This window comes from Rubrivivax soli, from assembly GCF_049810355.1.
GTDB lineage: Bacteria > Pseudomonadota > Gammaproteobacteria > Burkholderiales > Burkholderiaceae_C > Rubrivivax.
This window is the reverse complement of record NZ_CP187368.1, coordinates 4,767,411-4,787,139: the sequence shown is the minus strand read 5'-3', so window position 1 is coordinate 4,787,139 and position 19,729 is coordinate 4,767,411. Positions and strand designations below refer to the sequence as shown.

Genomic DNA, 19,729 nt, shown 5'->3' with positions numbered 1-19,729 from the left:
GGCGCTCCAGGCGGGTGGGCCTCAGGCCAGGCGCAGGTCGAGCGTGAACGGGAACTCGCGGCTGGGCCGCGCCGGCGCCACCTGCATCTGCCCCGGCGTGTGGCCGAAGCGGAAGAAGCGCGCCAGGCGGCGGCTTTCGGCAGTGTACGAGTTCACCGGGAAGTCCTCGTAGTTGCGCCCGCCCGGGTGCGCCACGTGGTAGCGGCAGCCGCCGATGGAGCGCTGCAGCCAGCCGTCGACGATGTCGAAGGTCAGCGGCGCGTGCGCGGCGATCGTGGGGTGCAGCGCCGACGGCGGCGCCCAGGCGCGGTAGCGCACGCCGCAGACGAACTCGCCGACGCGGCCGGTGGGCTGCAGCGGCACGGCGCGGCCGTTGACGGTGATGATGTGGCGGTTGTCGTTCAGGCCCGTGACCTTCAGCTCGACGCGTTCGAGCGATGAATCGACATAGCGCACGGTGCCGCCGGGCGCGCCCTCCTCGCCCATCACGTGCCAGGGTTCGAGCGCGGTGCGCACGGTGAGCTCGATGCCCTGCGTGGCGACGCCGCCGATGAGCGGGAAGCGGAACTCGAAGTGCGGCGCGAACCACTGGCTGTCGAACGCGAAGCCGGCCTGGTTCAGCTCGGCCATGACGTCGTCGAAGTCCATCTGCACGAAGGTCGGCAGCAGGAAGCGGTCGTGCAGCGCCGTGCCCCAGCGCGTCAGCCGCGTGGCGCCGCGGCCGCTGTAGGGCTCGCGCCAGAACCAGGCCAGCAGCGCGCGCAGCAGCAGCTGCTGCGACAGGCTCATGCGCGCATGCGGCGGCATCTCGAAGGCGCGCAGCTCCAGCAGGCCCAGGCGGCCGGTGGGGCCGTCGGGGCTGTAGAGCTTGTCGATGCAGAACTCGCTGCGGTGCGTGTTGCCGGTGACGTCGATCAGCAGGTTGCGCAGCGAGCGGTCGACCAGCCACGGCGCCACCTGGCCCTGCAGCTGCAGCTGGCGTTCGAGTTCCTGCAGCGCGATCTCGACCTCGTAGACCTGGTCGTTGCGCGCCTCGTCGATGCGCGGCGCCTGGCTCGTGGGGCCGATGAACATGCCGCTGAACAGGTAGCTCAGGCTCGGGTGGTTGTGCCAGTAGGTCAGCAGGCTGGCCAGCACGTCGGGGCGGCGCAGGAAGGGGCTGTCGGCGGGCGTCGCGCCGCCGAGCACGAAGTGGTTGCCGCCGCCGGTGCCGGTGTGGCGGCCGTCGAGCATGAACTTCTCGGTCGACAGCCGCGTGCGGTGCGCGGCGTCGTACAGGAACTCGGTGTGGTCGACCAGCTCCTTCCAGTCGTGCGCGGGGTGGATGTTGACTTCGATGACACCCGGGTCGGGCGTCACGGCCAGCGTCTTCAGGCGGCTGTCGCGCGGCGGGCCGTAGCCTTCGAGCACGATCTTCACGCCCTGCTCGACGCAGGTGGCCTCGATGGCGGCGAGCAGTTCGAGGTAGTCCTCGAGGTGCTGCAACGGCGGCATGAAGAGGTACATCACGCCGCTCTTGCCGCCGTGGCGGGCCTCGGCCCTGGGGCCGTTGCCGCGCTGCGGGTCGCGCACTTCCACGCACAGCGCGGTGCGCGTCAGCCAGCCGGCGCTCTGCTGGCGCGCGGGCACGGTGTCGGGCGCCACCGGGTGCGGCTTCACGGGCAGGTGCGGGCCGGTGCCGGTGGGCGTGAAGCCGGGGTCGGTGCCGTCGTCCTGGGCCTGCCGTGCCACCGCGCCGCCTTCGGCGAAGCCCTGGCCCACGTGGTGCGCGTCGTAGCCGCGCGGCTGCGCGCGCAGCAGCGGCGCGGCCGGCAGCGGGGCCTGCGGTGCAAAGGGGTCCTGCGTGATGAGCTGCAGGCGGTCGGCGGTGCTGGCCCAGGGCAGCGCGTCCAGCGGCAGGCGGTAGCCCATCGGCGAATCGCCGGGGATCAGGTACAGCCGCTCGTCGCGCAGGTGCCACGGGCCACTGATCCAGGCCGGGCCGGCAGTGCCTTCCATCCACTCCTTGCGCAGCGGCAGCAGGTAGCCGACCACGCTGTCCAGCCCCTGCTGGAACACGCGGCGCAGCCGCATGCGTTCGAGTTCGTCGTCGAGCTTGGAGTCGAACGGGTCCACGTTCACCGGCAGCCGGCGCTCGCGCCACAGGTAGTAGAACGTGTCCTCGTAGCCGGGCACCACGTACTTGCTGTCCAGCCCCAGCCGGCGCGTCAGCGCGCTCGTGAAGGCGTGCGCGTCGGCGCTGGTGTAGCGGTGCGTGTCGCGTTCGTCGGCGAAGAGCGCCGGGTCGTTCCAGATCGGCTGGCCGTCGGCGCGCCAGCCGATCGTCAGCGCCCAGCGCGGCAGCTGCTCGCCCGGGTACCACTTGCCCTGGCCGAAGTGCAGGAAGCCGCCCGCGCCGTACTTGGCCAGCAGCCGGTGCACGAGCTCGGTCGCGAGGCCGCGCTTGGTGGGGCCGAGCGCGTCGGTGTTCCATTCGGCGCCGTCGCGGTCGTCGACCGAGACGAAGGTCGGCTCGCCGCCCATCGTGAGCCGCACGTCCTGCTGCTGCAGCTGCGTGTCGACCTGCTCGCCCAGCGCCAGGATGTCCTGCCACTGGCCGTCGGTGTAGGGCATGGTCACGCGCGGCGACTCGTAGATGCGCGTGATCTGCATGTGGTGCGAGAACGTGACCTCGCTCTCGTCGACCGCGCCGCTCACCGGCGCCGCGCTCGACGGCTCGGGCGTGCAGGCCACCGGGATGTGCCCCTCGCCGGCGAGCAGGCCGGAGGTGGGGTCCAGGCCGATCCAGCCGGCGCCGGGCAGGAAGACCTCGCACCAGGCGTGCAGGTCGGTGAAGTCGACCTCGGCGCCCGACGGGCCGTCCAGGCTCTTCACGTCGGGCTTGAGCTGGATGAGGTAGCCCGAGACGAAACGCGCGGCCAGCCCCAGGTGGCGCAGCGTCTGCACCAGCAGCCAGCCGGTGTCGCGGCACGAGCCGCTGCGGTTCGTGAGCGTGACCTCGGGCGTCTGCACGCCCGGCTCCATGCGGATCAGGTAGCTGATGTCGTGCTGCAGGCGCTGGTTCAGTCCGACCAGGAAGTCGATCGTGCGCTGCGTGTCGCGCGGGATGCTGTCGATGAAGGCCTGGAACTTCGGCGTCGCCGGAGTCTTCACCAGGTACGGCAGCAGTTCGTGCTTCAGGTCGGCGCCGTAGTCGAAGGGGAAGTTCTCGGCCTCGGGCTCGAGGAAGAAGTCGAACGGGTTGTAGACCGACATCTCGGCCACGAGGTCGACCGTGACCTTGAACTCCTGCGTCTTCTCGGGGAACACCAGCCGCGCCAGGTGGTTGGCGAAGGGGTCCTGCTGCCAGTTGATGAAGTGGTTGGCAGGCTCCACGCGCAGCGAGTAGCTGAGGATCGGCGTGCGGCAGTGCGGCGCGGGCCGCAGGCGCACCACCTGCGGCGAGAGCCCGACACGGCGGTCATAGCGGTAGTGCGTGACGTGGTTCAGCGCGACGTGGATGGACACTTCCGGGGCTCCTGGGCGGTGGACGGCTGCGGCTTGCAAGCTCCGGGCCACCAGACCGCCGGATGATGCCAGTAACGGCGTGCGGCCTGCCGCTCGCAAACACCCTGTCCGCCGGCCTGCAGCGTCCACGCGCCGCAGCGGTCGCTGCGCACGAACACGATGCCGCGTGCGGCGTAGCGCGCTTCGACGTCGGGCGCAGGATGGCCGAAGCGGCTGCGGTAGGCGGCCTGCACGACGGCCGTGTGCGGCGCCACCGCGTCGATGAAGGCCGCGGTGGACGAGGTGCGGCTGCCGTGGTGGGGCACCAGCAGCACGTCGCTGCGCAGCGGCGCGCCGCGCGCCAGCAGCGCGGCTTCCTGTGCGGCTTCGATGTCGCCGGCCAGCAGCAGGCTGTGCCGCGCGCCCTGCACACGCAGCACGCAGCTCAGCGCATTGGGCCGCACCAGGCTGTCGTGCTCGGCCGCGGTGGGGTGCAGCACGTCGAAGCGCACGCCGTCCCAGGTCCACGACTGGCCGGCCTCGCAGCGTGTGTGCGTCAGGCCGCGCGCGCGCAGCACGTGGCCGTCGGCCAGCGACGTGGACAGCGCCCGCACCGGCAGCGCTGCCAGCAGCGACGCGGCGCCGCCCACGTGGTCGGTGTCGCGGTGGCTCAGCATCAGCAGGTCGACGTGGCGCTCGCCGCGCGCACGCAGCAGCGGCAGCAGCACGCGCTGCGCCGCGTCGGCCTCGGGCGTGTAGGCCGGGCCGGTGTCGTAGACCAGCAGGTGGCCGGCCGTGCGCACCAGCACCGCGGTGCCCTGGCCGATGTCGGCCGCGACCGCCTCGAACTGCCCGTGCGCGGGCCGCTCCAGCGGCGGCGCCAGCAGCGGCAGCAGCAGCGGCAGGCCCAGCAGCCGCAGCCGCCACGGCAGCGGCAGCACCAGCAGCAGCCCGCCCAGCAGGCCGGCCGCCGCGGCCCAGGCCGGGGCGGCTGCGCTGGTCCACACCGGCAGCGGCGTGGCCGCCAGGGCCTGCAGGAACACGGCCAGCGCCTGCAGCAGCCCTGCCGCCAGCGCCCACAGCGGCGGCAGCAGCACGCCCAGCAGCGCCAGCGGCGTGACCACCAGCGTCACCAGCGGGATCGCCACCAGGTTGGCCGCGAAGCCCACCAGCGACAGTTGCTGGAAGAACAGCAGCGACAGCGGCGCCAGCCCCACGGTGGCCACGGCCTGCGAACGCAGCCCGTTGCGCAGCGCCGCGGCGGCACGGGCGCGCCAGCCCGGCGCGGGCGGCGCACCTGTGCCGGCCGGCTCGGACGCCACCAGCAGGCCCACCGCCACGAACGACAGCCAGAAGCCCGGCTGCAGCAGCGCCCAGGGGTCGAGCAGCGACACCGCCACCGCCGCGCCCAGCAGCACCAGTGGCAGCGGCCAGCGCAGCCCCAGGCTGCGCAGCAGCGCCACCGCCGCGATCATGGCCACCGTGCGCTGCGCCGGCACGCCCCAGCCGGCGAGCAGCGCGTACAGCGTGGCCAGCAGCACACCGCCCCAGCGCGCCGCCAGCGGCGTCGGCACGGCCAGCACCAGGCGCGGGCTGCGCCGCCACAGCACGCCCACCAGGGCCGCAGCCAGCCACGCGAACATCGTGACGTGCAGGCCCGAGATGCTCATCAGGTGGGCGACGCCGGTGGTGCGGAAGAGGTCCCACTCGGCACGGTCTGGGAATTGCCAATCAAGACCTGCTCTCGAACAATTCGTTCTACTGCAGCCTCTTCTTGCCAATAGGTCCTAGTCTCCGAGCATGCTTTGTCAATCCGCGACTGACATTGAGTTCTACGCTCCCAGGCAAAGCGTCAAGCGCCGCGCGTGCACAGCCAGCGGCAGCATCGACGAGTCTGCGCACAGCCGGGTGTCGCTCGCCAGGGCCACCATTCGGACCCATCAAAAGGGGGGCGTTTGACAATTGGTTCGCCTGCAGTTTCGCAGGTCGACAAATGGTTCGAGCTTGTCGATGCAAGGCGACTCGAGCGGTTGCGCAGACGCCCGTGCCCCTCTGGTACGGGCGGTGCAGCCCAGGTCCTTCCTGTCCTGTTCTGCACCCCCGTTCTGCCGCCGCACTGGCATGCGGGAGCCGCCTTGGCGCCCACGTCGGGGCGGGCGTACTCCGCTGACACCTTGGCCTTGCGGACGTCGCACCCGACCTAGGCGACGGGCGGGGTCAGGCGCTGGTCGACTGCGAGCTGGGCGTCGTCCACCGCCCGGACGGTTCCTGACCCGCCAGCAAGGGCTTGACACAGCTCGATGCTGGCCTCATTATTTCACTCATTGTGTTGAGTGAATGAATGAACGCCCCACCCATCTTGCCCGTCCGAGCAGCCATCGGCCACACCGACCTCATCGGCGCAATCGCTGGCAAGCACGCCAGGGCCAGGCTCGTCGAGGCTGCGGCGGCCCTGCCTCCCGGCCCTTGGCTCGGCTTGGACTTCGACGGCATCGACATGGTGTCAGCCAGCGCAGCCCGCGAAGCATTCCTGGTCGACCTGCCTGCGCACCTTCACGAACGAGGAACACTTCCGGTACTGCTCGCCCTCAACAAGGCCTCTCTCGAAGAGGTTGTCTTCGCAGCCCAAGCGCTGCGACTGCCCATCGTCGTCGCGGATGGCCTTGCCGACGGTGAACCTGCGGGACTTCGCATTCTTGGCGAGCTGGACTCCAAGCTCCGCCTGACCCTAAGCATCGTCTCTCGACTTGGGGAAGCCGACGCCAAGACAGCGTTCGACGAGGCTAAGGACGACTCCACGGGCGTCACTGCCTGGAACAACAGACTCTCCTCGTTGGCCGGCATGCGCCTCCTCAAGGAACGCAAGTCGGGGAAGACCAAGTACTACTCGCTCACGCTCAGGGGGCTTGTCGATGGGAACTGACTTTCTTCGAAACAAGCGCGCGCGCCACACCAAAGCGTGGCGACAAGGCGTCACCCAGATGGAGGGCGACTGGATTGCCGGAGCGCCGCGAATCAAGCGAGTCTTCCGAGCCAAGCCAGAAGAGAACGCCGCCCTCGCCGTGAACCAGGAAGTCGTTCTGCGACTCGTCGCGGACAACCAAGTGGTTGCTAGCGTCGGAGTGCAGAAGGTTGCATCGCTCGTCAAACCGTCCCTCGCACTCGTGGAACGATTGAAGCAGTGCCACGGATTTGGCGTCGCAACGGTGCAGAAGACCGAGCCGACAGCCGCGCGCCTGGACCTTGTCGTGGAGGACTGACGTGCTCGCCGCCAGCGACCAACCGCAGCTCTGGGCAATCAAGGACCTGAGCAATGGGCAACCCATGCTCGGATGCTCCAGCTGCACCGAGCGCCGGCTCTGCGGTGGGCTCCACGTTACCGCTGGCGGCGCACAAGCAATCGACTGCATGGGCATGTGCAGGTGCCAGGACCCGGCAAAGTGCGACGTCGTCTGCCCAGCAGCCCCTTCTCGCTACTGGCGCCGCATCATCGAGGTCCACGGGCTCGACCTTGAAGCGATACCAGTCGCACGAGTCCTGCCGCTGCCTACGTTGCCCGAAGTCGCGCTGCTCCTTGAAGGCAACATCGGCGACGGCAAGCCGTCGCGAGCCCACGCGTTCGCGGCCGTCCCCTTGTCCATGACCGTCGCTGGTGGCGGTCGCCAGACCCGTGCCAAGACACGCAAGGAGCTTGAGCAAACGTTCGGCGTTGCTCCGCGAGACGGATGGATTGCTTCTGGCGTCGAGAAGGACTCGCACGTCGAGCGGATGTGGCGACTGCCGACACCGCGTCGCACATGGGAGGGCTTGAAGCGAGCCGGTGTCATCTTCGCCACGACTCCGAACTTCAGCACCTATGCCGACGTACCAAGGCACGACAACCTGCACGCCATGATGCGCATCGCGTGGACCTGGTACGAAATGGTCGAGTCAGGCCTACCGACCGCGCTTCACATCAACGGGCGCACGGACCACGACTTTGTTCGTTGGGGTCAGTTCGCGAAGCGGCAGCCAGGCATGCGCGCCGTGGCGTTCGAGTTCCTGACCGGAGCAGAACCGAAGGAGGATGGTCGGCGCTACGTCGACCGCCTCAAACTCTTCGCCCAAGAGAGTGCGCGCAAAGACCTGAGACTCGTGCTGCGCAGCGGAGCGAGCTGGGTGCCCGAGCTACGCGAGCACTTCAAAGAAGTCATGCTCATCGACTCGGGGCCATACTTCAAAACCATCAAGCGACAGAGGCAAGAAGCCGGTCCCAACGGGACACCCGTCTTCCGGTCGCACAAGACTGTCGGGCGAGCTGAGATGCACGCGCTCTTCCTTCACAACGCCAAGGCCAAGCTCGCGATGCACGCTGGTCTGCTCCGGCCGGGCACGCCGACTCAAGGCGCCCTCTCCTTCGAGCCCGCACGGCCCACCCGCTCCGAGTCTGCTCCTGCTGTGGCCGAAGGTGCAGAACACCCGCAGCTCGACCTCTTCGAAGCAACCACGTAGGCCTGCCTCTTCGCCTCACCGCCAGCTGAGATACAGGCTCACCACAAAGCCCTGCAACGTTGGCTGGTCCTTGAGGTACCACGTCGCGCTGTCCGCTGGCCCCTCAATTTCGATGCTCGCGTCATCGCTTCGGACGCGAAGAGCGCCGTCCATCGCGCGCATCGCGTTCAGCACACTTGCAAACCCCAGACCGCGCCCGCGCTCCCGAAAGCGCGACCGGTTCTGCTTGACCGCACACTCAAGCGCATCCGCTGCGATGAGACCGTGTCGCTCAGGCTGACTCTCCAGGAATCCACGAACGATTCCTTGACCGGTGTCGGCAACGACCACCGAGATTGCCTTCGAATGAATCTCGAAAGCGGCAATCCCTTTCGCACCCGGCCCGCCGTGTACAGAGACATTGTCGACTAGGGCCTGTTAACACAACCGCAGGCCGTCAGCGATCAGCGCGAAGCTGATGAAGGCGATGAACATGACGTCGAGCTTCTCGAAGCGGGAGAAGATGCGGCGGTAGCCCTTGAGCCTGCGGAACAGGCGCTCTACCTCGTTGCGACGCTTGTACATCGCCCGGTCGTATTCCCATGGCTCGATGCGCGTGCTGAGTGGGGGCACGACGGGGACGAAGCCCAGATCGAGCGCAAGCTGCCGAGTCTCGTTGCCCTCGTAGGCGCGGTCCATGATCAGGTGAAGAGGACGATTGGGCGGCCCCAGCCGCTTCAACAGCTCTCGTCCCTCGGGTGCATCGTGCGCCTGGCCTGGCGACAGCGAGAACGTTATGGCCGTGCGTGCGTCCGCAGCGAGGAGGTGGATCTTGGTGTTCCAGCCACCGCGGGACTTGCCGATAGCCTGCGGACCGTTTTTTTTCGAGCACCAGTGCCGTCCGGGTGCACCTTCACGCTGGTGCTGTCCAGGCAGACGGACTCGATCTTGATCTGCACGACCTGCGCACGCTGCAACTGCTCAAACGCCTTGTCGAGCACGCCGGACTTGGCCCAGCGGCTCATGCGCGTGTAGATCGTGTGCCAATTGCCAAACCGCTTGGGCAGACCGCGCCACTTGCAGCCGTGCTCGGCCACGTAAAGGATTGCGTTAAGCACTTGCAGATTCGACAGGCTGACGTTGCCTCGCTGGCGGGGCAAGCAGTGTTCGATCTGGGCAAACTGCGCTGCGGTGATCTCCATGGCCGCAGTGTCAAGACAATGCGGCTTCGGCGCAATTAGTGTTAACAGGCCCTAGCTCGCCCAGTACGCCCTTCAGAGTCCGGGACGCCTCCAGCGGCATACCTGACTCATGCGCCAGTCTTCCCGTCGCTGCGACAAACTCGTGGCACTCAGATTCGAGCATCTCGCCCTGACCAACGATGTGCAGCGCTCCGACCCGACTGTTCACGAGCCGGCTCGCCACTGGCGACCTTGCGACCGCTGACATTGCCGCGTGACGGGCATCGGATGTGCCCGATATGCGCACGTCGACCCCCACCTCTCGCCAACTGCGACGGAGCACAAGAATCTCCGCGAGCGGCCCCAGTGCAAGCTCCGAACAGAGAACGTCAACTGAAGGCTGTCCTCCGGCCTCCAGGTTCGTGCTTAGCCGCTCGACCGCGTCGAATCCTTCAAGCAAGCGAGTGGAGCTCTCCATCGTCCATAGTCTTCCGGAGCTGCTCCATTCGCGCAATCCACGCGGGTGGGTCTGTCCAGACTCGCTGCGGCTAGGGTTCGCACCGAGTTGAACCCAACCTCCGAAGCCTCACCTCCCGTCGACAAGACTCTCGGAGACTGCTATGTCGCAGACCGTGTACGAGACCCTTCCGCGTCTTGCTGGCACCTGCCGCATCCGACTCACCCACTCAGCAATCAGCCTGCACGACACTGGGCCGGCAGCGCACGACGACTTGTGGACACTGACCGTCGACGAGCGGGGGGGCCCGAGGATTCACAACACGGTCACCAACCACTTCTGGGACCTTGCGCCAGGCGATGTCGTCGACATCACGCTCGACACCTCGGCGCCTCTCGGAGGCATGCCTCACTACCGACTGACGCTGGCGCGGCCGCTCTGGCTCAAGGGCATGCGGGCCGGCTGGGGCCATCCCGGCCAGTACCGCCACGTGCCGCACCGTCCGAGGACTTCGCGGCTCGCGACCATTCGACGTCGGGTTGCCGAGCGCCAGCTACACCAACGCTAGCCGCTCCACACGGTCTCACTCGTCGAGCCAGACCTCCACGCGACTGCCAATGCGAAGTTGAGCTGCAGGTCGGTGGGTCGGTTCGCAGCGACAGTCATGCTGCACGACGAACTTGCGGCAGGGTTCCAGGCTCGGCCCGGCGGCCGCATCGTCATGCGTGCGCGGCAGCGCCGAGTTGCTCTCCTCAAGAAGTCAGTGACGGCGCAGACGCTGCAAATCTGTGCGGCGCTGGCATCCGAAGCACACAACCAATACCCCGACGCGTCGTTCAGCCAAACATGGCTCGTCGTTCGGGACCGAGTGAGGGCACTGATGAACGACGCTGTGGTTGGTGCCGCAAGAGCTGCCGACCTCGACAACCTCTAGGAGTTGTCGGGGGCTCCCTCCTCGACTTGCGCAACATACTGTTGTTTTGTACAGTCCTCAGCCTGCCCCCGGTGAACACACATGCAACCCCTCGCACGGCAGCACTACCGCACAAGTCGCCAGGCGCCGGCATGGCTTCGTCGTCTCTGGAGCTAGCTCTGACCAGACCAAGCAGAACTCCTGCAGCACACGCCGCGTGTGCCGGAACTGCATCCCCTCATGAACGCCCCTCTGCTTCCCGAAGTCCTGCTCCGCGCGGCGCCCGGCCCGCAGGGCGACATACCGCTCGCCGCTGACGGCGTGCAACGCTACGTGTGGGAAAGCCGCTGGGGTGCGATGCTCATCGAAGTTGTCGCCGACCGAGTCTTCGTCAACGGCCAGCCAGTCGAGCCTCACCCGAAGGCCTGAGCGCCTCGCGAGACCACTCGCAGCGCTTTGAGCAATTCGAGTTCACAAGGACACTCACGTCATGGGCCATGACATCAACCAGGTCTTCGTGGCCGACTCGTTCCAGGCTCTGTACGGGGACAGCCGTGGCCACCCGACGCTCGCGCGAGAACAGCTGCAGGCGCGACAAGAGCTCTGCGAGGACCTCGCCCAGTCCGTATCCGAGGCTTGCTTCGGCCTGCGCTTCAATTCCGGCACCACCGCAGGCGATGCTCTGGCCCAGGTCCACACCGGCCTACTGATGCCCCCATCGTCGCTCCCCGCACCGGAAGCGCGATGGGTGGCGATACGTACGGCAGAGCTACTGCAATGGGAAGTCCCCGAGTTCCTGCTTACGGACCCGTGCCCGGAGGCCTGTGGGTGACCGGACCTACCTGAAGACCACCTTCCAAGAGAAGGAGAAGGTCAAAGCACTTGGCGCACGGTGGGACCCTGAAGCCGGCCAGTGGTATGTGCCCACGGGATTGGACCTCGTGCCCTTTCAGGCCTGGCTGCCCGCTGGAAGCCGAGGCCAGCAGCTGGACCTTGCCTCAACCGACACCCAATCCACCTCCCGAGAACTCGACACCAAGGTCAAAGGAGTCCCGCTCTCTCGACTGCTCGGCGGCGTAGCTACGGCGGTCGCGAAAGCGTTCTCCGAGGGAGTCTGGACCACAGCCGAGGTCGTTCGAGCGTCGTCAAGTAAAGGGCACTACTACCTCGAACTGAGCGAACGTAATGATGCGGGTGAACTGCTCGCGCAAGCCCGGGCGGTCATCTGGGCCCGCCATGCACAGACCCTGCTCGCAGAGTTCAAGCGTGCAACCGGCGCGGAGCTTGACGCTGGCATCAAGGTGCTCATCAGAGCCCGACCTGTCTTCAAAGCCAACTTTGGCTTCAGCCTTGAAGTTGATGGCATAGACCCCTCGTACACGCTCGGGGACCTCGAAGCGAAGAAGCGCGACATCCGCGAACGACTCAAACGCGAACGCCTCTTCGACCGGAACCGCACACTGCCAGCGCCGTGGGACTACACAGCCGTCCTCGTTGTCGCACCGGAGCGAGCTGCCGGCCTGGGTGACTTCGCAGCCGACGCCAAGCATCTAGAGACCTACGGCGTCTGCCAGTTCAGTTACGTCTACAGCCGGTTCCAAGGCGACGGCGCGGCCGCGGAGATTGCCAAAGCCATGACCATGGGCCTGCGCAGCTGGTCGGGCGCATCGCTCCCGGACGCCATCGTCATCATCCGCGGCGGCGGGTCAGTCAACGACTTGGCGTGGCTCAACGACTACGACCTCGCGCGCTGCGTCTGCGAGTGTCCTGTACCGGTCTTGACAGGCATTGGACACGAGCGAGACGACACCTCCATCGACGAAGTCGCTCACCGGCGCTACGACACCCCGAGCAAAGTCATCGCGGGGCTCAAGGAAGTGGTGCAAGCGCGAGTCCGCGAGGCAAAGGCGTTCAACGAATCCATTCTTGGCCGTGCGCGAAAGGCAGTGAGCCAAACCGCCGCGTTGGCCCTACGTGCAAGCCAGCTGGTTCAGACCCAGGCTCGGGCGAACATTGTCACCGCCCGCGCCACAACTGAGTCCAGCTTCAGCACGCTACGGCTGGACGCCACCGAGTCGCTGCACAACGCGCGCGGCACGACACGCCAGTCATTCGACCGCATCGTCTCCGGCGCTCGAGCACAGGTCACTTCTGCACGCCAAGCGGTTCCCTCGACCCTGGCGCAGCTGCAGACACAGGCTGTCGCCAACCTGCGGCAGGCACGACAGCAGGTCGAGACAACTGCTCCGTACGTCTTGGAGCGAGCGGCCGGACTTACTCGTCAGGCGAGAAGCAACGCTGAGTCCACGATTGCCGACACCTTCGACCGAGCAACTCGTACCGTCTCAAAGGCGGCCGAGCGCTCCGAGGCACTCTTCCGCGAAGTCACCGGACAAGGTCCGCAGAAGACGCTTCGGAGAGGCTTCGCAATCGTTCGCTCCGAGAAAGGCCAAGCCCTAACAACCGTCGCGGACGTTCAGGACGGAACGCGCATCGAGGTCAATTTGCGCGATGGCGTCGTCAGTGCCATTGCCAATGCAGTGAAGCCTGCCTCAACGGACGAGGCATGACCCAACCAACACGAAGAGAGAACGCAGGAGCACAGAGCATGGAAGCGACGACATTCAGAGAGGCCTACGACGTCCTTCAGAGACACGCACAGACCCTAAGACGGCAAGACGAGCCCAACATCGACGACTTGCTCGACATCGTCAACGAGTCCGTTGCCGCCTACAAGGTGTGCAAGCAGCGAATCGATGCTGTGGAGAAGGCGCTCGAAGAAGCGCTTGTCAGCGCGGGTCTGGAAGGAGCGGCAAAGCCAGCCAAGGCAGTGCCTGCCGCAGCTGAGCCTGCTGCTGACGAGAGGCCGGCCGCCGCGCCGCCCAAGACTGGCTTCGACGACATGGACGACGACGTGCCCTTCTAGCCCGACTGTCGCACGACCACAGTCCAGGACTGTGACCCCGCGCCGGTCGCGGAGAATGCTCGCAACCGAGTCGCCTTGAGGTGGCTCTGCCAGCGGATTGAAGCCACACAGGGAGCACGAGGATTTGGGTGAGAGCGACGACGGATGGCGCGAAGCGCTGCGCAAGCGTCTTGAGGCCGGTCAAACCATTTCAGGGCTGGCTCGACCACTGTGGCCAGAGCCTCCGATAGACGCGCGAGGTCTGCCCGCAGTCGACATACCGTTCAATGGTTCTCGCCCTCGCGGCTTGATGGGAACCTACGTCGGCCAGCGCCTCGATGTCATCGCGGAAGCTGGTCCAGAGAGGCTCGACTATGTCGGCCGTGAAGCGCTTGCCCGCGTGCATGCGTGGCCCGTTCTCCCTTTGGAAGGAACCAGCTTCCGAGTCGAAAGAAGTCAGGACATCGCCGCGAGCATCCGCCGCGTCATCGGCAGCGCACTGCCTGGCATCGACTGGTGGATACCGGAGTACTGGGACGGACCGTTCGAGAAATACGGCTTTCTGCACAGCGCCATAGCAGCACCTCCGAACGACGCTACCGGCGAAGCCATGGCCCTCGAACTGTTCGGTGAGTCCGACGGAGCCATGGCACCGGGCTCAGACGAGTGGTGCGCTGCCATGGACGAGTGGGCAAGGAGAGGAAGGGTCGAAGCCGACCGACCGCTGGGCGTTCGCCTGCCATCGACCGTTCGCATCACCGTGGCCACATACGCCAACATCCTGTACCCGGGCATCGGCGTGCCCTTCTACGGGTAGCGCGTTCGACCGCCGGTTGGTCTAGCCGTCCGGCGCGCTCAGCGCCCTCATGACGGATTCGGGGACGGAGGCTCAGCGGGCGCAGAGAGAATGGCGGCAAGTACAGAGGCACCCCTGGTGCCCTGGACGGCATGCTTCGACAGTGGCCGCTCCGGAGGGATGTACTCATCCACGCGTACCAGTGCCTTGAGACCCGAGATTTCCATCCGACCAAGCTCATGGGCTTCGAGGTACTTGAGGCTCAGCTCAAGAATCTGAGTGAGAACGCGGCAGGTCTGTGTTTCGGTGTCGCCTTCGGGAGTCTCACTCTCGTAGCCACGCTGATAGCGCTGGTGAACACGCAGGGCCATAGACTTCAACGCGTTTGGGTTGTGCATCAGAGCGCAGATGGCCAGCGCCCGAGCGAACGGTTCCCGAGGCTCATCCCACCCAAGAAGCCGGGACTCAGCATCCGCAAGCGTCGCCTCCGCGTCAAGCAATTCAGCGGTGGTGACCATCTCCCACCAGTGAGCGTGTCCACTCGACGCGGACGGCCCTTGTAAGGTGCCATTGGACATCTACTTCCCTCTCAAGGATGCAGGTTGTGCAGCTTGGCCCGCACCAGCAGTTGCGTAGCCAAGCCGTCCACGGTCTTTAGCTTTAAGTTCAAGCCTGCATTGAGGAACCGATAGCCGCTCTTGCCATAGTGATGCAGGTGCCAAAGTAGGCTGGGGTGGCAGTAGGTTGCGTGATGCCATGCGTTTCCAGGTACCTGTGGAAGCTCTCGGATTTCCGGCCGGATGGTTGGATTGGTCAAAATGAACCACAGCCACTGCTGATGAAGCTCCTTGCTGTTTCGCGGCGGGACTTTGTCGTTCAACCTCAGCCCGTTTCCTGCCGCCTCGCCGGCCATCCAATGCAGCGCCTCGTCCGCATACCCAGACTCATTCGCCCAGTGCCCGCCACCGATGTCCGCGTGGTCTCCTGGAAACCAAACCTGCCGAAGGTTTGGGTGCCGCGCGAGGTCTGACCACAGCATGAGGTCAAAGTCTGGGCGCAACTCATGCAGCGCCATTGCATGCCGCGCGATGAAGACATTCGGCGGCACGTCCACCTGGTGATACTCGGTGTACTTGGCCGTGAACTTGCCGAGCCTCCTCGGAAGGCCCAACGCTCCGACCGTATCCCAGACGCCAAGGAAGTGAATCGGCAGCGCGCTGTCCTCCTCCTGCGACTCAATGGTCCGCATGTCAAGGCGCTGCATGTGTGCCTTGAGCCAAGACTGGTGCTCGTCTCGGGCCAGTTCGTACAGACGGTATGCCTCAGGCAAGTCGTCTAGCCGGTTAGCCAGCAAGACTCCGACTAGAGCGACGAATCCAGCAAGCGAGCGTGCAGCGAAAGCGCCGCGGCTGAAGCCAAAGATGTAGATGCGGTCGCCCCTGACATAGTTCTCGCAGAGGAACTGATAGGCAACCTTGATGCGCTCGGCCGTACCCCTCCCGCTCACGCCACCCGTCAGCGCGTTTGCCTTCTGCCGAAACCAGTCTGCAACACGGCCCGCCGACGTCTGCCGATGGACAACTCTTGAGTTGACCGTTGCCTTGACGTGCCTCATGTCCTCGCCGACGCCCGGGAGGTAGCAGCAGACCTGCTGCGGGCCCGCCCCATCGTTCGGGACAAGGCTCCACTCGTACAGTTTGAGAACATTCGTGTCCTCAAGCGGCATCGGAGCATTCCAGGTACCGTCGATGCACAGCACGATGTTCTTCGTTGCCATAGGTGCCTCCTCGGTCTCCGGGATTCTGCTCCGTCAGGTTCCGAAAGTGGGATTTCTGCGTACAGCACATCCCGGTCGCCGCACCTACCTGTGAGCGCCCCGACGCCTCCCTGAGTCAGCTCCGGCAGAGCCCACATGAGTCTTGCGGGTCTGCTTGCACCTCGGGTAGTTCGAACACCCCATGAACGCGCCGTACGGTCCTCGACGCAGCACAAGAAACCCGGTCCCGCACGCCGGGCAGGCTTCGGCGCCACTCTCCTCGCCGTCGATACTCCGGACCTTCATCCCGAAGTCGCGAACCAACTCGGAGACAAATGCGGACTCCTTGCGGGCGACGGTCACCAGCGTGGCCGTCTGGCGCGCCCGCGTCAGTGCCACGTAGAACAGACGGCGCTCCTCTGCGAACTCATGGTCGTCACCACCCGGCATCGCCAGCTGCAGCACAGGGTCGTCAACGACGCGGCTCGGGAAGCCAAGCGTCTCCGATGTCACCCGCGGGATGATGACGTGGTCCGCCTCGCGCCCCTTCGATGAGTGCACGGTGGAGAACTCAACATCTATGCGACTCGAGTCGTACAGCCGTGGCAGGTAAGACTCGTCGCGGCGATAGCGGCCGAGCACGAAGACTGACAGCTTCAGGCCCTGGTTGGAGTGCTCGTTCGCGAGCGAAGCAATCACCGCCTCGACGGCCGACCTCGTTTCCGTCTCCTCAAGCACGCTCACGATGCGGACAGGCTCGGAGACGTTGGGCTTCGGGGACCTCACCGACTTGCGCAGCTGCTTTGGGTTCTTCTGAATGAAGCCACTGCTGATGTCGCAAAGCGACTGTGGGCATCTGAAAGTCGTCTCGAGCTTCAGAGTGACAGTCTTCCCGAAGCGCTTCTCGAAGTCCGTCATGACCGACAGGTCTGCACCGGCAAACCTGTTGATGCTCTGCCAGTCATCCCCGACGGCGAAGAGGTGACGCCCTGGTGCGCTGACCAAGCCGGAGACAAGACGGGCACGGGCTTGGCTCGCATCCTGGAACTCATCGACCATCACCAACTCGTAGGGACTGACCCAGCGGCCCTGCTCAACACAGTCGGCAGCCGTGTTGAGCATGTCCTCGAAGTCGATGACCTCCTCGACCCGGAGCGTCGCTTCCCAGCGCTCCCACAGTTTCTCGAAGATGTTCAGGAACATCTCGTGCCGGAACCGAAACTGTCCGGCCACGCCCTCCTCAAGACGCTTGCGCAGGTCCGCCGTAGTCAACCTGTTGCTCTTGGCGTGCGTGAGGAACGCGCGGATGGTTCTCGCCAGTCGCGGGCTCTCGATTGGCTGTCGGCCCGGCACCTCGCGGTCGGGGTTCGGGTCCAACTCAATGCCCAGCTTCGCAAGCTCTTCCTCGAGGTAGGCGAACGCACGACCTGACCAAAGCTGGGCCATGGTCGTCTCAAGGAGGAGCGTGCCGTTCTCTGCATGGACGCGCTTCTTCCATGCCATCCCTTCCTTGTAGCCCGCAAACTCGGCCGGCGGCTCGCCACTCGCATCAAGTGCCCAGTGCTCGAGGTACGCGTCGGCGTCCGGCAAGTAGAAGTCTGGCCGGTACTGCCGGTGCTCCGCGGTCGCGGTGTCGACCTCGTACCTGCCCTCGTAGACGTAGCGAACCCCGTTGTAGAAGAGCCAGTTCGCGATGACCAGCTCGCCCCGGCTCTTCACAACCTCGTTGTTCAGCGTCCAGAAGCCGTCTCGCCCTGCCGCCTTGTCCCATGCCTCCGGGTTGGCCGACTCCTTGCCGAACTTGGGGAGGTCCTGCCCGAACACCAGGCGGAACAAGTCCCACTGCACTCGGAAGACCGGGTCGACGTTCTTGATGTCATCGACCATCTGCAGAAGTGCTTCTTGGTCACGCCCAGTCTCGACCCACGGCGCCAGCGAGGGGCGCTTCCCAGTGGCCTTGCCAATGACATCGAGCCCGAATGCGTGGAAGGTCTTCGACACCACCTGCTCTGCGGGTAGTCCCAAAGGCCCCAGGCGCTCGTTGACGCGGTCTCGCAGCTCGGCAGCCGCATCATTGTTGAAAGCCAGGAGCAGCACTCGGTCGGGCGCGAAGTACCCCTTCTTGAGCGCATAGCCAGCCTTGGCAACCATCGTGGACGTCTTGCCTGACCCTGCAGAGGCCACCAGGAGGACCCGGCTGTCGAAGTTGATGACAGCTTCGGCCTGCTCCCTCGTCAGCGGCGACTTCTCGACCGTGTCGAAGAAGTGCCGCGAACCCACGATTTCCTCCGCCACGTGGCGTTGGTTCATCTCATCAGCGACCGTCGAGAACGACCTCCTCCACATCGCGACCGCGTCTTGAGACTCCTTGGGTTCCGCCCCCAGCAGCTGTGCAATCTCGGGCTCGGCCAGGAGCTCCTCCAGTCCAGCGGGCTTCGTTGCGGAGGCCTGGACCTTGAACTCGTGGCTCAGCCAGCCCCGCGTTCGCAGTCGCTCCGCGCAGGCGGTACGAGTTGCTGAGACCCAGGCAACAACAGGCTCCAGAGCCGGTCCGAACTGTTTGCCGAGTTCGACAAGGTACAAGCGCCGACGAACGGCGGCGAGGGCCGCATCAAGCGCGTCTTTGAGCTGTTTGGCGCGGCGATTCGGTATCCCACCGAGACGCAGGACCTGCCCGCTCGCACCATGCACGTCCACGGTGGCCCAGAAGGCTCCGGTGCGGACGGCCAACGTGTCGAGTAGCAAGACGCTCCCCGAGCGAACACGGCCATCCGCCTCAAGGGCGAACTGCTCGCCATCAAGGCTCAGGGTCCACGGCTTGCTCGACGTGAAGAGCCTGCCCAGTGCTGTGGGACCCCACGTTTGTCGCAAGCGCACCTCCATGCGCCGCTGCGGCGGCGTTTGATGCTGTTAGCCCTGCTTCAGCGCCTCGAGGCGCTTCGCCACCTCGCGCTTGCCAACACCGCGCAGGGCCGCAATCGCCGCCAGACTCTTGGCTCTGGGCTTCGTCTTGCCGGCTTCCCAGGAGTACACAGACTGCCCCGTGGCGCCTACCAGCGCGCCAAAGTCTTCGGCGCTCAAGCCGAGGCGCTTCCGATTGCTCGCCATGCCGCTAGCTCGGAAGCGGAAGTCACTTGACTCCGTGTCCGGAACTGCGGGTTTGGCACGCGCCTTCTCGGCCACGCCCAGCACGGTCTTCAGGACCTTCTCCACCTCTGCGGTCCTGCGCTTGAGCGCTGCAATCTCGGCCCGCTGGGAGGCGACCGTCCGTTTGAGAGCTTCGGTCTCCGCGCGCAGCTCCTTACGAGCCAAGCGTGCGACTTCCGCCTTTAGTACTGTCGCGAGATTGGGCATGGTGGACATTTTGCACCCTGCTCCTGCCGGACCAAGCAGGCACCAATGTTCGCAACAGACGGGGGTTGCTTCTCCGAAGGTTGCCAGCCCCCTCACTTGCGTGGCAAATCCACATCCTGACACCTGGGTCGGGATTTCACTGGCAGTAGGGCACTGCGCTGGTTGTATGGTGAACCTCTATACATCGCCGCTCGACCATGACTGCAGAAAAGACCATCTCCGTAAGCTTCAGGGTCTCGCCTCGATTCAAGGCGCTCCTGGAAGCCGCTGCGACGCATGAGAACCGCAGTCGCACGAACATGCTGGAAACGCTGCTGTTCGCCCACTGCGAGAAGAAGGGCATCAAGGAGTCTTCGACTAAGGGAACCAAGGCGCAGGGGGGAAAGCATGTCTGAAGGCCTAGCGCCAGGC

Annotated in this window: 18 protein-coding genes and 2 pseudogenes; 11 read left to right on the top strand and 9 right to left on the bottom strand. The window is 65.7% G+C overall.

Features of this window, described 5'->3' with window-relative positions:
- Nucleotides 1-21 precede the first annotated feature (21 nt).
- Both ACPOLB_RS22010 and ACPOLB_RS22005 read right to left on the bottom strand, forming a co-directional pair.
- Nucleotides 22-3,507, bottom strand: coding sequence for a DUF2126 domain-containing protein (locus tag ACPOLB_RS22010; RefSeq protein WP_425258181.1), 3,486 nt, complete (start codon nucleotides 3,505-3,507; stop codon nucleotides 22-24).
- Nucleotides 3,486-5,156, bottom strand: a complete 1,671-nt coding sequence (locus tag ACPOLB_RS22005) for a DNA internalization-related competence protein ComEC/Rec2 (RefSeq protein WP_425258180.1) — start codon at nucleotides 5,154-5,156, stop codon at nucleotides 3,486-3,488. The genes ACPOLB_RS22010 and ACPOLB_RS22005 overlap by 22 nt, the downstream gene beginning before the upstream one ends.
- A 671-nt stretch (nucleotides 5,157-5,827) precedes the next feature.
- Here ACPOLB_RS22005 and ACPOLB_RS22000 point away from each other — a divergent pair.
- From ACPOLB_RS22000 to ACPOLB_RS21990, 3 genes are read left to right on the top strand one after another with little or no spacing between them, the layout of a single operon-like run.
- A complete protein-coding gene (locus tag ACPOLB_RS22000) occupies nucleotides 5,828-6,409 on the top strand; it encodes a hypothetical protein (RefSeq protein ID WP_425258179.1) in 582 nt (193 codons plus the stop codon).
- A complete protein-coding gene (locus ACPOLB_RS21995) occupies nucleotides 6,399-6,746 on the top strand; it encodes a hypothetical protein (protein ID WP_425258178.1) in 348 nt (115 codons plus the stop codon). Before ACPOLB_RS22000 ends, ACPOLB_RS21995 begins: the two co-directional genes overlap by 11 nt.
- 1 nt (nucleotide 6,747) lies before the next feature.
- Complete coding sequence (locus tag ACPOLB_RS21990) at nucleotides 6,748-7,977, top strand: hypothetical protein (RefSeq protein WP_425258177.1); 1,230 nt, start codon at nucleotides 6,748-6,750, stop codon at nucleotides 7,975-7,977.
- A gap of 15 nt (nucleotides 7,978-7,992) precedes the next feature.
- Here ACPOLB_RS21990 and ACPOLB_RS21985 read toward each other — a convergent pair.
- From ACPOLB_RS21985 to ACPOLB_RS21975, 3 genes and pseudogenes are all read right to left on the bottom strand, one after another.
- A pseudogene (locus ACPOLB_RS21985) lies at nucleotides 7,993-8,376 on the bottom strand (ATP-binding protein); the annotation flags it as partial.
- 18 nt (nucleotides 8,377-8,394) lie between these two features.
- Nucleotides 8,395-8,892, bottom strand: coding sequence for an IS5 family transposase (locus tag ACPOLB_RS21980; RefSeq protein WP_425261868.1), 498 nt, complete (start codon nucleotides 8,890-8,892; stop codon nucleotides 8,395-8,397).
- A 110-nt stretch (nucleotides 8,893-9,002) separates the two neighbouring features.
- Nucleotides 9,003-9,158: pseudogene (locus ACPOLB_RS21975) on the bottom strand (transposase); the annotation flags it as partial.
- Nucleotides 9,159-9,757: 599 nt separating this feature from the next.
- Here ACPOLB_RS21975 and ACPOLB_RS21970 point away from each other — a divergent pair.
- The 7 genes from ACPOLB_RS21970 to ACPOLB_RS21940 all read left to right on the top strand — a co-directional run bounded on the left by ACPOLB_RS21970 (nucleotide 9,758) and on the right by ACPOLB_RS21940 (nucleotide 14,229).
- Nucleotides 9,758-10,162: a hypothetical protein gene (locus tag ACPOLB_RS21970; RefSeq protein WP_425258176.1), complete on the top strand. Its 405-nt coding sequence runs from the start codon at nucleotides 9,758-9,760 to the stop codon at nucleotides 10,160-10,162.
- A 96-nt stretch (nucleotides 10,163-10,258) separates the two neighbouring features.
- Entirely contained in the window at nucleotides 10,259-10,528 is a 270-nt protein-coding gene (locus tag ACPOLB_RS21965; protein ID WP_425258175.1) for a hypothetical protein, read from the top strand.
- A gap of 219 nt (nucleotides 10,529-10,747) precedes the next feature.
- A complete protein-coding gene (locus tag ACPOLB_RS21960; protein ID WP_425258174.1) occupies nucleotides 10,748-10,936 on the top strand; it encodes a hypothetical protein in 189 nt (62 codons plus the stop codon).
- A gap of 61 nt (nucleotides 10,937-10,997) precedes the next feature.
- Nucleotides 10,998-11,339 carry a hypothetical protein gene (locus ACPOLB_RS21955; RefSeq protein WP_425258173.1) on the top strand — a complete coding sequence of 114 codons (342 nt, stop codon included), beginning with the start codon at nucleotides 10,998-11,000 and terminating at the stop codon, nucleotides 11,337-11,339.
- Complete coding sequence (gene xseA / locus ACPOLB_RS21950; RefSeq protein ID WP_425258172.1) at nucleotides 11,332-13,077, top strand: exodeoxyribonuclease VII large subunit; 1,746 nt, start codon at nucleotides 11,332-11,334, stop codon at nucleotides 13,075-13,077. The genes ACPOLB_RS21955 and xseA overlap by 8 nt, the downstream gene beginning before the upstream one ends.
- Before the next feature lie 38 nt (nucleotides 13,078-13,115).
- A complete protein-coding gene (gene xseB / locus ACPOLB_RS21945) occupies nucleotides 13,116-13,433 on the top strand; it encodes an exodeoxyribonuclease VII small subunit (protein ID WP_425258171.1) in 318 nt (105 codons plus the stop codon).
- A 289-nt stretch (nucleotides 13,434-13,722) separates the two neighbouring features.
- Nucleotides 13,723-14,229, top strand: coding sequence for a hypothetical protein (locus ACPOLB_RS21940; RefSeq protein ID WP_425258170.1), 507 nt, complete (start codon nucleotides 13,723-13,725; stop codon nucleotides 14,227-14,229).
- A gap of 47 nt (nucleotides 14,230-14,276) precedes the next feature.
- Here the strand turns inward: ACPOLB_RS21940 and ACPOLB_RS21935 are convergent, their stop codons facing one another.
- The 4 genes from ACPOLB_RS21935 to ACPOLB_RS21920 all read right to left on the bottom strand — a co-directional run bounded on the left by ACPOLB_RS21935 (nucleotide 14,277) and on the right by ACPOLB_RS21920 (nucleotide 19,327).
- On the bottom strand, nucleotides 14,277-14,726 hold the full coding sequence (locus ACPOLB_RS21935) for a hypothetical protein (protein ID WP_425258169.1): 450 nt from the start codon (nucleotides 14,724-14,726) through the stop codon (nucleotides 14,277-14,279).
- A gap of 71 nt (nucleotides 14,727-14,797) precedes the next feature.
- Nucleotides 14,798-15,985 (bottom strand): DUF2235 domain-containing protein, encoded by a 1,188-nt coding sequence (locus ACPOLB_RS21930; RefSeq protein ID WP_425258168.1) that lies wholly within the window; start codon nucleotides 15,983-15,985, stop codon nucleotides 14,798-14,800.
- A gap of 84 nt (nucleotides 15,986-16,069) precedes the next feature.
- Complete coding sequence (locus ACPOLB_RS21925) at nucleotides 16,070-18,847, bottom strand: UvrD-helicase domain-containing protein (RefSeq protein ID WP_425258167.1); 2,778 nt, start codon at nucleotides 18,845-18,847, stop codon at nucleotides 16,070-16,072.
- A 27-nt stretch (nucleotides 18,848-18,874) separates the two neighbouring features.
- Nucleotides 18,875-19,327 (bottom strand): helix-turn-helix domain-containing protein, encoded by a 453-nt coding sequence (locus ACPOLB_RS21920; RefSeq protein ID WP_425258166.1) that lies wholly within the window; start codon nucleotides 19,325-19,327, stop codon nucleotides 18,875-18,877.
- 188 nt (nucleotides 19,328-19,515) lie between these two features.
- On the opposite strand from ACPOLB_RS21920, the gene ACPOLB_RS21915 reads away from it, so the two are divergent.
- On the top strand, nucleotides 19,516-19,713 hold the full coding sequence (locus tag ACPOLB_RS21915) for a hypothetical protein (protein WP_425258165.1): 198 nt from the start codon (nucleotides 19,516-19,518) through the stop codon (nucleotides 19,711-19,713).
- Nucleotides 19,714-19,729 lie beyond the last annotated feature (16 nt).